Origin of the sequence: Streptomyces sp. CA-179760, from assembly GCF_050937045.1 — a bacterium.
Lineage (GTDB): Bacteria > Actinomycetota > Actinomycetes > Streptomycetales > Streptomycetaceae > Streptomyces.
This window is the reverse complement of record NZ_JBNJLZ010000001.1, coordinates 5,579,417-5,591,394: the sequence shown is the minus strand read 5'-3', so window position 1 is coordinate 5,591,394 and position 11,978 is coordinate 5,579,417. Positions and strand designations below refer to the sequence as shown.

12 protein-coding genes are annotated in these 11,978 nt (G+C 69.5%); 4 read left to right on the top strand and 8 right to left on the bottom strand.

The window, feature by feature from the left end; translation table 11 throughout:
- Position 1 precedes the first annotated feature (1 nt).
- The 5 genes from ACQEV8_RS25425 to hemL form a co-directional block, all read right to left on the bottom strand.
- Positions 2–775, bottom strand: a complete 774-nt coding sequence (locus ACQEV8_RS25425; RefSeq protein ID WP_432964318.1) for a cytochrome c biogenesis CcdA family protein — start codon at positions 773–775, stop codon at positions 2–4.
- A gap of 1 nt (position 776) precedes the next feature.
- A complete protein-coding gene (locus tag ACQEV8_RS25420; RefSeq protein ID WP_432964315.1) occupies positions 777–1,433 on the bottom strand; it encodes a TlpA family protein disulfide reductase in 657 nt (218 codons plus the stop codon).
- A gap of 66 nt (positions 1,434–1,499) precedes the next feature.
- The gene (locus tag ACQEV8_RS25415) at positions 1,500–2,756 is read right to left on the bottom strand and encodes a polysaccharide deacetylase family protein (protein ID WP_432964312.1); all 1,257 of its coding nucleotides are present in this window, start codon (positions 2,754–2,756) and stop codon (positions 1,500–1,502) included.
- A 186-nt stretch (positions 2,757–2,942) separates the two neighbouring features.
- Positions 2,943–3,659: a histidine phosphatase family protein gene (locus tag ACQEV8_RS25410; protein WP_432972981.1), complete on the bottom strand. Its 717-nt coding sequence runs from the start codon at positions 3,657–3,659 to the stop codon at positions 2,943–2,945.
- A gap of 14 nt (positions 3,660–3,673) precedes the next feature.
- Entirely contained in the window at positions 3,674–4,990 is a 1,317-nt protein-coding gene (gene hemL / locus ACQEV8_RS25405; RefSeq protein WP_432964309.1) for a glutamate-1-semialdehyde 2,1-aminomutase, read from the bottom strand.
- A 598-nt stretch (positions 4,991–5,588) separates the two neighbouring features.
- Between hemL and ACQEV8_RS25400 the strand changes: the two genes are divergently transcribed.
- Positions 5,589–6,026, top strand: a complete 438-nt coding sequence (locus tag ACQEV8_RS25400) for a hypothetical protein (protein ID WP_149512092.1) — start codon at positions 5,589–5,591, stop codon at positions 6,024–6,026.
- Between the two features lie 771 nt (positions 6,027–6,797).
- Here the strand turns inward: ACQEV8_RS25400 and ACQEV8_RS25395 are convergent.
- A complete protein-coding gene (locus ACQEV8_RS25395) occupies positions 6,798–7,493 on the bottom strand; it encodes an SDR family NAD(P)-dependent oxidoreductase (RefSeq protein ID WP_432964305.1) in 696 nt (231 codons plus the stop codon).
- A 102-nt stretch (positions 7,494–7,595) separates the two neighbouring features.
- Between ACQEV8_RS25395 and ACQEV8_RS25390 the strand changes: the two genes are divergently transcribed.
- Positions 7,596–8,474, top strand: coding sequence for a helix-turn-helix transcriptional regulator (locus ACQEV8_RS25390; RefSeq protein ID WP_432964302.1), 879 nt, complete (start codon positions 7,596–7,598; stop codon positions 8,472–8,474).
- Positions 8,475–8,854: 380 nt separating this feature from the next.
- Here the strand turns inward: ACQEV8_RS25390 and ACQEV8_RS25385 are convergent, their stop codons facing one another.
- Positions 8,855–9,337, bottom strand: coding sequence for an Lrp/AsnC family transcriptional regulator (locus ACQEV8_RS25385; RefSeq protein WP_432964300.1), 483 nt, complete (start codon positions 9,335–9,337; stop codon positions 8,855–8,857).
- A gap of 68 nt (positions 9,338–9,405) precedes the next feature.
- On the opposite strand from ACQEV8_RS25385, the gene ACQEV8_RS25380 reads away from it, so the two are divergent.
- The gene (locus tag ACQEV8_RS25380; RefSeq protein ID WP_432964297.1) at positions 9,406–9,576 is read left to right on the top strand and encodes a hypothetical protein; all 171 of its coding nucleotides are present in this window, start codon (positions 9,406–9,408) and stop codon (positions 9,574–9,576) included.
- Positions 9,577–9,588: 12 nt separating this feature from the next.
- Here the strand turns inward: ACQEV8_RS25380 and ACQEV8_RS25375 are convergent, their stop codons facing one another.
- Entirely contained in the window at positions 9,589–10,011 is a 423-nt protein-coding gene (locus ACQEV8_RS25375; RefSeq protein ID WP_432964294.1) for a MerR family transcriptional regulator, read from the bottom strand.
- Between the two features lie 413 nt (positions 10,012–10,424).
- Here ACQEV8_RS25375 and ACQEV8_RS25370 point away from each other — a divergent pair, with 413 nt between their 5' ends.
- Positions 10,425–11,930, top strand: a complete 1,506-nt coding sequence (locus tag ACQEV8_RS25370) for a SulP family inorganic anion transporter (RefSeq protein ID WP_432964291.1) — start codon at positions 10,425–10,427, stop codon at positions 11,928–11,930.
- Positions 11,931–11,978: the final 48 nt, after the last annotated feature.

Here is an 11,978-nt window from a genome sequence, read left to right as displayed (position 1 = left end):
ATCAGATCCCCACAGTGAAGCCGTCGGACCAGACCTGCATCTCCTGCACGATGCGGTCCCACGCGCCGGTCAGCAGCAGCAGACCGGTCACGATCATCATGGTGCCGCCGACCCGCATCACCCAGACGTAGTGGCGCTTGATCCAGCCGAAGGCTCCGAGGGCCTTGCGGAAGGCGACCGCGGCGAGCACGAACGGCACGCCCAGCCCCAGACAGTACGCGACGGTCAGGAGGGCGCCGCGTCCGGCGCTGCCCTGGTCGGAGGAGAGGGCCAGCACGGAGGCGAGGGTGGGGCCGATGCAGGGTGTCCAGCCGATCCCGAAGAGCGCTCCGAGCAGGGGGGCGCCGACCAGCCCGGCCACCGGCTTGCGGTGGAGGCGGAACTCGCGCTGGGTGAACCAGGGCATGAGGCCCATGAAGAAGACACCCATGAGGATCATGAGGACGCCGAGCACCTTGGACAGGACGTCCTTGTGCTCCTGGAGCGTGTCGCCGAAGTAGCCGAACAGCGCCCCGGAGGAGACGAACACCGCGGTGAAGCCGAGCACGAAGAGGGAGGCGCCCGCGACCATCCGGCCGCGGCGGGCCTCGGCGAGGTCGGTGCCGGCGACCCCGGTGACGTAGGAGAGGTAGCCGGGGACGAGCGGCAGGACGCACGGCGAGAAGAAGGAGACGAGTCCGCCGAGCAGGGCGATCGGCAGGGCCACCAGCAGCGCGCCGTTGAGCACTGTGCCGTTGGGGTCGGTGATCGCGGCGAGGGTGGTGACGTCCGTCACGTCACTTCTCCGCGACGACGGGCTTGAGCATCTTCAGCAGGCGTTCCTCGCTGAGCGCGGACAGCGAGCGGGCCGCGATCTTCCCGTCCCGGTCGAGGACGAGGGTGGAGGGGATCGCCTGCGGGTTGAGCGTGCCCTTCTTGAAGCGCAGCAGCAGCTTGCCGGTCGGGTCGTAGAGGCTGGGGTAGGTGATGTCCCAGTCCTTCTCGAAGGCGAGGGCGGCGCCGGTGGAGGTGTCGCGGGTGTTGATGCCGACGAACTGCACGTCCTTGCCGGCGTAGGCCTTGGACACCTTCGCGAAGTACTTGGCCTCGGCGCGGCAGGGGTTGCACCAGGAGCCCCACACGTTGAGGACGACGACCTTGCCCTTGAAGTCGGCGACGTCGAGCGTCTTGCCGGCGATGGTCTTGCCGGACAGCTCGGGGGCCGGGGCGCGCTCGCCCTTGGCGGCGGTGGCGGTGCCGTCGGAGCCGGTGACGAAGTTGGTGTTGCCGCCGCCGCCGGAGGTGCCGCCCGAGCCGCACGCGGAGACGAGCAGGGCGGCCGCGGCGGCACCGGCGGTCAGGGCGGCGCGGCGGCGGACCCGGGGTGAGCGGGTGTTCCGGGTCGTGCGGGGCGTGCTGTTCGAGCCCAGGGGGGCGCGGCTGGCGGCACTCATGTGAAAAGTTTCGCATGCCCGTTCCGGGGCTCTCGCGCACCCCCCTTGCGGGCGGAAAACCGCATTTCAGGCAGCGTTTTTCGAGGGCGTCCCGGCCCCCTGCGGGGTCTTCTCGATGAACCCCTTCCAGCCACCGGCCGGTTGCTGCCCCACCTCGAGCGTACGGAGCCGGTCGAGCACCTCGGGCTTCTGGACGTCCAGCCAGTCGGTGAATTGCCGGAAGGAGACGAGACGCACATCGGCGCCCTTGTCCTTCTCGCGCGCGATGTGCTTGAAGGCCTCCTCCACGGCGTCCATGTAGATGCCGCCGTTCCACTGCTCGAAGTGGTTGCCGATGAAGAGGGGCGCGCGATTGGACTCGTAGGCCCGCTGGAAGCCTTGGATGTACGCCTGGGCCGACTGTTCCCGCCAGCCCGGGTAGTTGTGCGCGGGCGCCTTTGTGGTGCTTATGGACTGGTTTGCCAGCATGTTGTAGTCCATGGAGAGGACCTCGAAGCCCCGGCCGGGGAAAGGTATCTGCTGCAGGGGCAGGTCCCAGATCCCCTGCCGCTTCACGGGCCAGACCTGGCGGCCGCCGGGCGAGGAGGCGTCGTAGCGCCAGCCGAGCTCACGGGCGGTGGGCAGCAGGTTGTCCTGGCCGAGCAGACAGGGCGTACGTCCGCCGACGAGCTCCTTGTCGTAGTCGAACGGCAGCGACGGCAGGTCGGTCCACCCGGAGTTGGTGCGCCACTCCTTCACGAAGGACTTCGCCTGGTCGATCTCGCTGCGCCACTGCTGGGGCGTCCAGTTCTTGACCGAGCCGTGGGTCTCGCCGCAGAAGTGCCCGTTGAAGTGGGTGCCGATCTCGTGGCCCTCCAGCCAGGCCCGGCGGACGTTCTTCAGCGTGTCCTTGACGTGCGCGTCGGTGAGGTAGCCGATGTCGGAGGCGCCGCGCGGGTTGTTCGGCGGGTCGTAGAGGCGCTTCTTCGACTCGGGCAGCAGATACAGCCCGGACAGGAAGAAGGTCATGCTCGCGCCGTGCTCCTTGGCGAGATCCAGGAAGCGCGGGAAGAGGCCGTTGCCGACCTCGCCGGCGCCGTCCCAGGAGAACACGACGAACTGCGGCGGCGTCTGGCCGGGCTCCAGCGGCTCGGGCTTGCCCGGCTGGTGGGGCTGCTTGCCGGTGTAGGCGGTGGAGCCGTCGCCGATGGGGCGGGCGGTGGGCTTCGGACTGCCGGTTGCCTTGTCCGGGGAACCTCCGGCATGGCTCGACCCCTCTGACCCGGTGAGACCACCGCATCCGGCGAGCGAGGCGGCGGCGGCTCCCGCGCCGATTCCGAGCATTCCCCTACGGGTGAGAGCGCGCATGGCATCCCCGATTCGTCACGTCGTGCTGGTCACCCAGTCAGAGGACGTGACGAACGGGGAGGTTCCGCTGAAACTTGCAGATTCCGTAACAGGGCGATCGGAAGCCGATCAGAAGCGAACAGAAAGGGCTTGTGTGCTCCCTGGGTCGGACCCTCGGGCGGATCAGGCGCCGAACGCCTTGCCCTGCCCCTTCACCGGCTTGGCACCCGCGAGGAGATGCGCCGGAACGAGATCGCGGGCCGGCTCGGTGTAGCCGACGGAGACGATCCGGTCGCCCCGGAACGTGAAGGTCGTCAGCGAGGCGAGCGTGCACTGCCGCTTGCGCGGGTCGTGCCACAGCCGCCGCCGCTCCACGTACGACCGCACGATCCAGATCGGCAGCTGATGGCTGACCACGACCGCCTCGTGCCCCCGGGCCCGGTCCTTCGCCGTGCTCAGCGCGCTCATCATGCGGACGACCTGGTCGACGTACGGCTCGCCCCAGGACGGCCGCAGCGGGTTGACCAGGTGCTTCCAGTTGCCGGGCTTGCGCAGCGCGCCGTCGCCGACGCCGAACGTCTTCCCCTGGAAGATGTTGTCGGCCTCGATCAGCCGCTCGTCGGTGGCGAGGTCGAGGCCGTGCGCCTTGGCGATCGGCTCGGCCGTCTCCTGCGCCCGCTCCAGCGGGGAGGCGACGACGTGGGTGACATCGCGGTCCGAGAGGTGCTCGGCGACCCGGTCGGCCATCCGCCGGCCCAGCTCGGAGAGGTGGTAGCCGGGGAGACGGCCGTAGAGGATGCCGTCCGGGTTGGCGACCTCGCCGTGGCGCATGACGTGGACGACGGTGATGTCGGCGTTCGCGCCGTTGCCCTGGTCCTCGCCGTTGCTCTGGTCGCTCATCTCGTTCCGGTCGCTCATGCCGTGGCCTCCGCCGCCGCGCGGGCCGCCGCCGGGAGGGCGTCGGCGATGCGCTGCACGGCACGCTCGTCGTGCGCGGTGGACACGAACCAGGACTCGAAGGACGACGGCGGCAGATAGACGCCGTCGGCGAGCAGCGAGTGGAAGAAGGCGGTGAAGCGGAAGGACTCCTGCGCCTTGGCGTCCTCGTAGTTCCTGACCGGACGGTCGGTGAAGAACACGGAGAACATGTTGGAGGCGTTCTGCAGCGTGTGCGCGACGCCCTCCTTGGTCAGGGCGTCGGTGACGAGGCCCTGGATCTGCTTCGAGACGGCGTCGACCTTGGCGTAGGCGGCGTCGTCGAGCAGCCGCAGCTGGGCGAGGCCGGCGGCGGTGGCGATCGGGTTCCCGGACAGCGTGCCGGCCTGGTAGACGGGCCCGGCCGGAGCGAGATGCGCCATGACGTCCGCGCGTCCACCGAAGGCCGCGGCGGGGAAGCCGCCGCCCATGACCTTGCCGAAGGTCATCAGGTCGGGGACGACGCCGTCGACGCCGAACCACCCGGCGCGGCTGGTCCGGAAGCCGGTCATGACCTCGTCGGAGACGTAGAGGGCGCCGTTCTCGGAGCAGAGGTCCTTGAGCCCCTGGTTGAAGCCGTCCGCGGGCGGTACGACGCCCATGTTGCCCGGGGATGCCTCGGTGATCACGCAGGCGATCTCGCCGGGGTGGGCGGCGAAGGCCTCGCGTACGGCGTCGAGGTCGTTGTAGGGCAGGACGACGGTGTCGCCGGCCTGGGCGCCGGTGACGCCCGGCGTGTCGGGCAGCGCGAAGGTGGCGACGCCGCTGCCGGCCGCGGCGAGCAGCGAGTCGACGTGGCCGTGGTAGCACCCGGCGAACTTGATCACCTTGGTGCGCTGCGTGAACCCGCGCGCGAGCCGGATCGCCGACATGGTCGCCTCGGTCCCGCTGGACACGAGCCGGACCTGCTCCAGCGGTGCGACCCGGGCGACCATCTCCTCGGCGAGCGCGACCTCGCCCTCACCGGGCGTGCCGAAGGACGTACCGCGGGCGACGGCGTCCTGGACGGCGGCGATGACCTCGGGGTGCGAGTGCCCGAGGATCATGGGCCCCCAGGAGCACACGAGGTCGACGTACTCGCGTCCGTCGGCGTCCGTCAGATACGGGCCGGTGCCGGACACCATGAACCGCGGCGTGCCGCCGACGGCGCGGAAGGCCCGTACCGGTGAGTTCACACCGCCGGGCGTGACGGCCGCCGCACGGTCGAACAGAGCCTGCGAGGCCGGTGCTTCATACGGATATGCCAGTTCGCTCATGACCTGCGACTTCTCCGACCTTCTCCGACGCTGTCGGGCTCCGGGTACCAGTGACCTGTTCAGTGACCTGTTCAGGGTAGGCCAGGGGAGGTTACGGGGCGGACGACGAGTGTGACCGAACCCGCATCCAGCCCGCGATTCCCGGCCGTCTGCGAGACTGGACCTGATACACACAGATCAAACGGCCCAGGGTGGTCAGAGGCTGCGAAGATCCTGCGGACAGATGTTTCGGCGCACGTTTCGGCGGGCGGTCGCGGGGGAGGTCACTGACACGATGATCGGGTTGCGTGGCGGGGGCGGCGCGTCCTAGAAAAAGCAGTCGGGTGGAGATATGCATCGCGGTGGCGGACTGGGCGAGGGGACCGATGACCTGGGTCCTCGACGTGCCAGGCGGGGCAAGCACCGGCGCGAGGCGGAGGACACCCAGGAAACTCGTCAGACGCAGGGTCCGCAGAGTGAACCGGAGCGGCCCGACGGACGTACTGAACATCGGCTGGACGATCTTCGGGCAGAACGTCGGGGTGAGCGTCGCGTGGATGAATTTCAGGCTGAACACCGGGTGGACGATCTTCGTGCGGGGAGCAGGAATGGTGGCCGGGTGGGGGTGACGTACAAGTACTTCGGCGCACCCGACGGTGCGACCGCTGCCCGCGTCCCGATCTCGATGCGCCCCGAGGAACTCGGCGGCGACGAGCTCGGCATGAACGGCATGTTCACCAAGATCAAGCCGGAGACCATGGCGGCGATGGTCCTCACGGGCATCGAGGGCATCCCCCTGCACAAGGTCCCGCCCCTGGAACTGGTCGTCCTGCACCCCGACTACGCCGTGGTCAAACTCCCCATGACCGTCGTCGACCCCCTCCGGGGCATCGGCGAGGAGGCGGTGGGCGCGGCGGCCTTCATCTGGTCGACGGTCCCGGACCGGGGTGGGCCGCGGGACGCGTTCAATGTGTACCAACTGCTGCACGAGTGGCAGGACTTCTCGCATCGGCTGCATGAGGCGGGGCATCAGCCGTATTGCTTGGTGTGGCCCTGAGCAGGGGTTTCGTGGGTTTCGGGCGGGGTTTTCGGACCCCGCCTTTGTCATGGCGGGAGGATGGCCTTCAGGCCGCCAGGGCGCATTGGTCTCTCTGGAGGCACTGATGTGTCCTGGGCGACGGGCGGCTCGCGGTCGTCCTTCCCTCGGCTTCCGTGAAGGTCTCGGGCGGCGATATCGCCTCTGCTCGTGCCCGAGGTGGGGCAGTTCGCCCCGCCCGCGCGGGTCGGGTTCCAGGTGCACTTCGTGGAACACGAGCCACACATGACGGCGATCGGCGGGCGGCTCCTGGCGGACGCCGGACCGGACGCCGACGTCATGGTGATCGACGTGGCGGTGATGGACGGGGACTGGCGCCAGGAGGTCCGGACCCAGGTCATGGAACGCCTCCTGGCGGCGATGGCCGCTGCCTGCGGGCTTGCCGAGCCGTCGCCCGCTTGGTGGGTCAACTTCCGTGTCATCGACGAGGGAAGCTGGGGCTCACGCGGCGGAGTGCTGTCCGTCTCCCCCCCTCGACACCGGCGGGTTCACCGAGGAGAAGGCCAAAGCCATCCGCGCCCGCCTCGGCGCCTGAGCGGACTCATACCGAAGCCCCGGCGATCAACGGCCGGGGACTCGGGTGTCGGTGTGTCGAAAGGGAGGAAGGCATGAATCAGCCCGGGGGCGGCGGTGCAGGAGTACCGTCATCCCGGCCGCGCGAAGGGTTCCGGCATGAGTTCGCCGCTCCGGCGCCCTCGTCCGTGCCGGGCACGCCCCGAATTCAGGGGTGGATCACCAGGCCATCTCACCGTGACGGTCGCGGAAGGTTCCGGTCGGCCCGTCCGGCCCGATGGTGGCGAGTTCGACGATCGCGTCGGTGCCCTCGGTCACGGTCTGCGGGCCGCTGTGCCCGTTGAAGTCGGTCGCTGTGTAGCCCGGGTCGGCCGCGTTCACTTTCACATCCGGCCAGGACTTCGCGTACTGCGTGGACAGCATGGTCACCGCGGCCTTCGACGCCGTGTAGAGCGGGGCGAGGTTCCTCGACTCGACGCGCTCGGCGTCGTGGGTGGCCGCGAACGATCCCATGCCGCTCGACACATTGACGATGACCGGGTGCGCGGACTTGCGCAGCAGCGGCAGGAACGCGTGCGTGACCCGGACGATCCCCACGACATTGACCTCGAACACCTCGCCGGCATCAGCGGCTGTGATCTGGTCGGCGGGGTTGTGCGTCCCGAACATACCTGCGTTGTTGATCAGGACGTCGATGCCGCCCTCTCGAGCCTCGACATGGGCGGCGGCAGCGGCCACCGATGCGTCGTCGGTCACGTCGATCTGTACGAAACGGGCCCCGAGTGCGTCGGCGGCCGCCTGGCCGCGCTCCGGATCACGAGCGCCGATGAGGACGGTGTGGCCGGCCTCGATCAAGCGGCGGGCGGTCTCGTACCCGAGGGACTTGTTGGCTCCTGTGATGAATGTGGTCGTCATGCGTCCACTCTCGGCCCGTGGCGAGAGGCCAGCCAGTACTCTCCGTGACGGTAGGACAGCCAGTACCAGGCACGACGACGGCCCGGCGGACACAATGGCCGAGTGGACGAGACCCTGGGCACGGCACTGCACCGCTGGCGCGACCGCCTCTCTCCCGCCGACGTCGGACTGACCGCACGGCCCGGACGACGTGCGGTGGGGCTGCGCCGCGAGGAACTGGCCGAACTCGCCGGGCTGTCGGTCGACTACGTGGTCCGCCTGGAACAGGGACGCGCCAAAAGCCCTTCGGCACAGGTCGTGGCGAGCCTGACCAGGGCACTGCAACTGCAGCCCATGGAGCGCGATCACGCCTACCGGCTGGCCGGCCTCCTGCCTCCCCAGGAGGGGACGATCTCCACGCATGTTCCGGCCGGGGTCCAACGGATGCTGGCCCGCCTCGGGGATTTCCCTGTGGGCGTGTTCAGCGCCGACTGGACCTTGCTGTCCTGGACCCCCGCGTGGTCAGCCCTGATGGGCGACCCGAGCGCACGGACACTCGACGATCGCAACCTGGCACGGGCGGTCTTCGCCACAGGGCCCAGCCGGCTCGCGTCCTGGCCCGTGCTCCAGGACGACGACGCCCTGAGACCCGCCCTCGTCGCCGACCTGCGCACAGCTCTCGTCGACTACCCCCGCGACCGCGGCCTGACCAACCTCGTAGAGGAACTGCGTTGCACCAGCGCGGAGTTCGCCCGGCTGTGGGACGAGGGCACGGTCGGCCCGCACGTCTCGGCCCGCAAGACCGTGGTACATCCCCAGGTGGGTGAGGTGATCTGCGACTGCGACGTGCTCACCGTCCCAGGCTGCGACATCCGCCTCGTCGTCTACACGGTGGCCGCGGGTTCCACCGACGCGGAGAAGCTGGAGTTCCTACGAGTCACCAACGACGTCCGCGCCTACGGCCCCGCGCCGCCGGGGCCCGGCCTGTTCTCCACGCCGTGACGATCGGGCCAGCCGGATCAACGGCCAGCGCCAAGCCCTGTCCATGACGCCCTCCATGCCGACCGCTCCCCAGGTCAGCCACTCACGCACCATGTCCGGGTCCGTGGTCGACGGGCACAGCGCCCACGGCGCCGACAGCCGCCGCGCGACACCGACTCCAGCGCTGCCCGGCGCCGCCGATACGGCCAGGTCCTCGTGTCCGTGCCGGACAGCCTGAGCAGGCCGAAGACGACGAAGTGGGCGCTACAGCGCAAACGTCCGACCAGGTGGCTGCCCCAGGCGGCGGCGCGTGCCACGGCCGTGAGGGGGCTGTCCGCGACGACCGACGAAGACCGCGCACAGCGAGGCCGCCACCTGATCCGGCTACGCCGGGACCGGGATCAGCGAGTGAGTCGTTTGATCTGCCGCAGAGCGGGGGCGGTTTCGACGTACTGCACGCCCGGCAGCGAGCCGAGGTGCTCAGCCAGGTAGCGGTAGAGGTCTCCGGTGTTGCGGGTGATGGCGGTGGCGACCATGTTGTGCGGCCCCGTGACCGCCGCGGCGAAGCTGATCGGCGTGTGGGTGGCGAGGGCGGTGCCCACCTCCTCCAACCGGGCGGGGTCCACACGAAGCCAGAGATAGGACATGAGGCGGTAGCCGAGCCGACGCGGCGGGAACTCGGTACAGATCAGCACGACGCCCTCGGCCACCAGGCGGTCAACCCGTCGTTTCGCGGTGGAGTTCGTGAGTCCCGTGGTCGCGGCGAGCTGCGGGTAGGTCGCCCTGGCGTCCTCGCCCAGCCCGGCGATGAGCGCGTGGTCGGCCTCGTCGAGATCCGCGAGTTCGGCGTCCGGTTCCCCGGTGCGCGGCGCTGGAGGTGCCAAGGCGGCGTGCTGCTCGGGGCGAGGGGGTTCCGCTTGGTGGCCCAGACAGGGGGATCACCGTCGTAGACGTGCAGCAGGCAGTGAGCGTTGATCGCGGTGACGCGGTTCATCCGGTGCAGGCTCGGGAGCAGCGGCGCGTCGTTTTCCTCGGTGGCCGGCGCGGTGATTCCGCAGGCGAGCAGCAGCCGTTCGCGGACTCTCCGGTGTACGTGGTCATGGTCGAGGGACTTCGAAGTTGATCGACCCTCGTGTCAGCTCGCCGTGACAGAACCTGGCCCGCTCGCGCTGTCGAGCCGGCCGCGGAGGGTCGCGGCGAAGTCCTCGGCTCGCTCCAGCTGGGTGCGCAGGTCCTCCACACGCCGCTGCGCGGCCTGTTCGAAACCGTGCAGGCGATCCAGGAGTTCCTCCCGCTCGGTGGTGAGCAGTTCGTCGCCGGAGTCGAGGCGGTCGGTCGCCGTGAGCAGCTCGCGCATCTCGTCCAGCGTGAAACCGAGCGGCTTCATCCGGCGGATGACCATCAGCCGCTCGACATCCCGCTCGGTGTAGAGACGGAAGCCGCCCTGGGAGCGGGCCGAGGGGACGACGAGTCCGGTCTCCTCGTAGTGCCGGATGGTGCGCAGGGACAGCTCGGTCCGCGCGGCGACCTCGCCGATCTGCATGTGCTTGCCGTCCACGTCCCTGCCCTGACCTCGTCTGAAGCATCCCCGCCGGTCTCTACTCTAACGTTAGGGTAGAGTTGCCCGCGGTACGGGTCGTCTGTGTCGCCCTCCGTCTCTTGGCGGTACGGGCTGCGGGGCCCGGCCGTTGCCGTGTCGGGGCCGATGCCGCCCCCGGCGAAGAATTTCGAGCTGGCGGGAGAGACGCGTGCGCGAGTCCGTGGCGCCCGGCGCCGCCGTCTGTCCGCCGTGACCCTTCGCCCCTGACCAGAGCTCCGACGCGCGTCAGTTCGCGTACCTCGGCTCTGTCCTCAAGACTTCCGGCCCCCTCAGCGGGCCGATCGCGGGATGCCCACCCGGCCTTCCGCACCGTCTTCCGCACGCCCCGGCCAGCCCAGGGGTGTGCCCGAGCACGACAGGTAACCGTTCCCTTGTCTTCCTCCGTACTGTCTCCCGCCGCGCGGCTGCGCGGCCTCAAGCCCGACTGGCTGCGTGATCCGAAGGTCTGGCGCACCGAGGTACTGGGCGGGCTCGTGGTCGCCCTCGCCCTGATCCCGGAGGCGATCTCCTTCTCCGTCATCGCCGGAGTCGACCCGGCGATCGGCCTGTTCGCCTCCTTCACCATGGCCGTGACCATCGCGATCGTCGGCGGACGACGGGCGATGATCTCCGCGGCCACCGGTGCCGTCGCCCTCGTGATCGCTCCGCTGAACCGCGAACACGGTTTCGGCTACCTCGTCGCCGCCGTGATCCTGGCCGGCGTCTTCCAGATCGTCCTCGGCGCGCTCGGCGTGGCCAAGCTGATGCGGTTCGTGCCGCGCAGCGTGATGGTCGGCTTCGTCAACTCCCTCGCCATCCTCATCTTCATGGCGCAGGTGCCGGAGATGACGGACGTGCCCTGGCCGGTCTACCCGCTGATCGCGGCCGGGCTGGCACTGATGGTGTTCTTCCCGAAGGTCACCACCGTGGTCCCGGCACCGCTGGTGTCGATCGTGATCCTGACCGTCATCACGATCGCGGCCGGGATCGCCGTGCCGACCGTCGGCGACAAGGGCGAGCTGCCGTCCTCCCTCCCCGTGCCGGGGCTGCCGGACGTGCCGTTCACCCTGGACACCCTGACGACCGTCGCGCCGTACGCGCTCGCCATGGCCCTCGTCGGCCTGATGGAGTCGCTGATGACGGCCAAGCTGGTCGACGACATCACCGACACCCGTTCCTCGAAGACCCGCGAGTCCGTCGGGCAGGGCATCGCCAACATCGTCACCGGGTTCTTCGGCGGCATGGGCGGCTGCGCCATGATCGGCCAGACAATGATCAATGTGCGGGTGTCCGGCGCCCGTACCCGCCTGTCGACGTTCCTGGCGGGCGCGTTCCTGATGGTGCTGTGCATCGTCTTCGGGCCGATCGTCTCCGACATCCCGATGGCCGCCCTGGTGGCGGTGATGGTCATGGTGTCCTTCGCGACCTTCGACTGGCACTCCGTCGCGCCGAAGACGCTGAAGCGCATGCCCGCCGGGGAGATCACCGTCATGGTGGTCACCGTCGTCTGCGTGGTCGCCACCCACAACCTCGCCATCGGCGTCGTCGTCGGCTCGATCACCGCGATGGTCATCTTCGCCAAGCGGGTAGCCCACCTCGCCGAAGTCACCGCTGTCACCGACCGCGAGGGCACCACGGTCGTCTACCGGGTCACCGGCGAGCTGTTCTTCGCCTCCTCCAACGACCTTGTCGGTCAGTTCGACTACGCCACCGACCCTGACAAGGTCGTCGTCGACCTGTCCGCCGCGCACGTCTGGGACGCCTCCTCCGTGGCCGCCCTGGACGCCGTCGAGACGAAGTACGCCCAGCGCGGCAAGACCGTCGAGATCATCGGACTGAATGAGCCCAGCGCCCACCTCCACGGGACGCTCAGCGGCGAACTCTCCGGCGGTCACTGAACCTCTTGGGCTCCGCCCTCGTCCTGTGGTGAAAGGGCCCCCTGGTGA

Bases quoted from the DNA above. Each gene is read 5' to 3' on its own strand.
- ACQEV8_RS25420 (WP_432964315.1), bottom strand. From the start codon at position 1,433: ATGAGTGCCGCCAGCCGCGCCCCCCTGGGCTCGAACAGCACGCCCCGC.
- ACQEV8_RS25415 (WP_432964312.1), bottom strand. From the start codon at position 2,756: ATGCTCGGAATCGGCGCGGGAGCCGCCGCCGCCTCGCTCGCCGGATGC.
- ACQEV8_RS25410 (WP_432972981.1), bottom strand. From the start codon at position 3,659: ATGAGCGACCAGAGCAACGGCGAGGACCAGGGCAACGGCGCGAACGCC.
- hemL (WP_432964309.1), bottom strand. From the start codon at position 4,990: ATGAGCGAACTGGCATATCCGTATGAAGCACCGGCCTCGCAGGCTCTG.
- ACQEV8_RS25395 (WP_432964305.1), bottom strand. From the start codon at position 7,493: ATGACGACCACATTCATCACAGGAGCCAACAAGTCCCTCGGGTACGAG.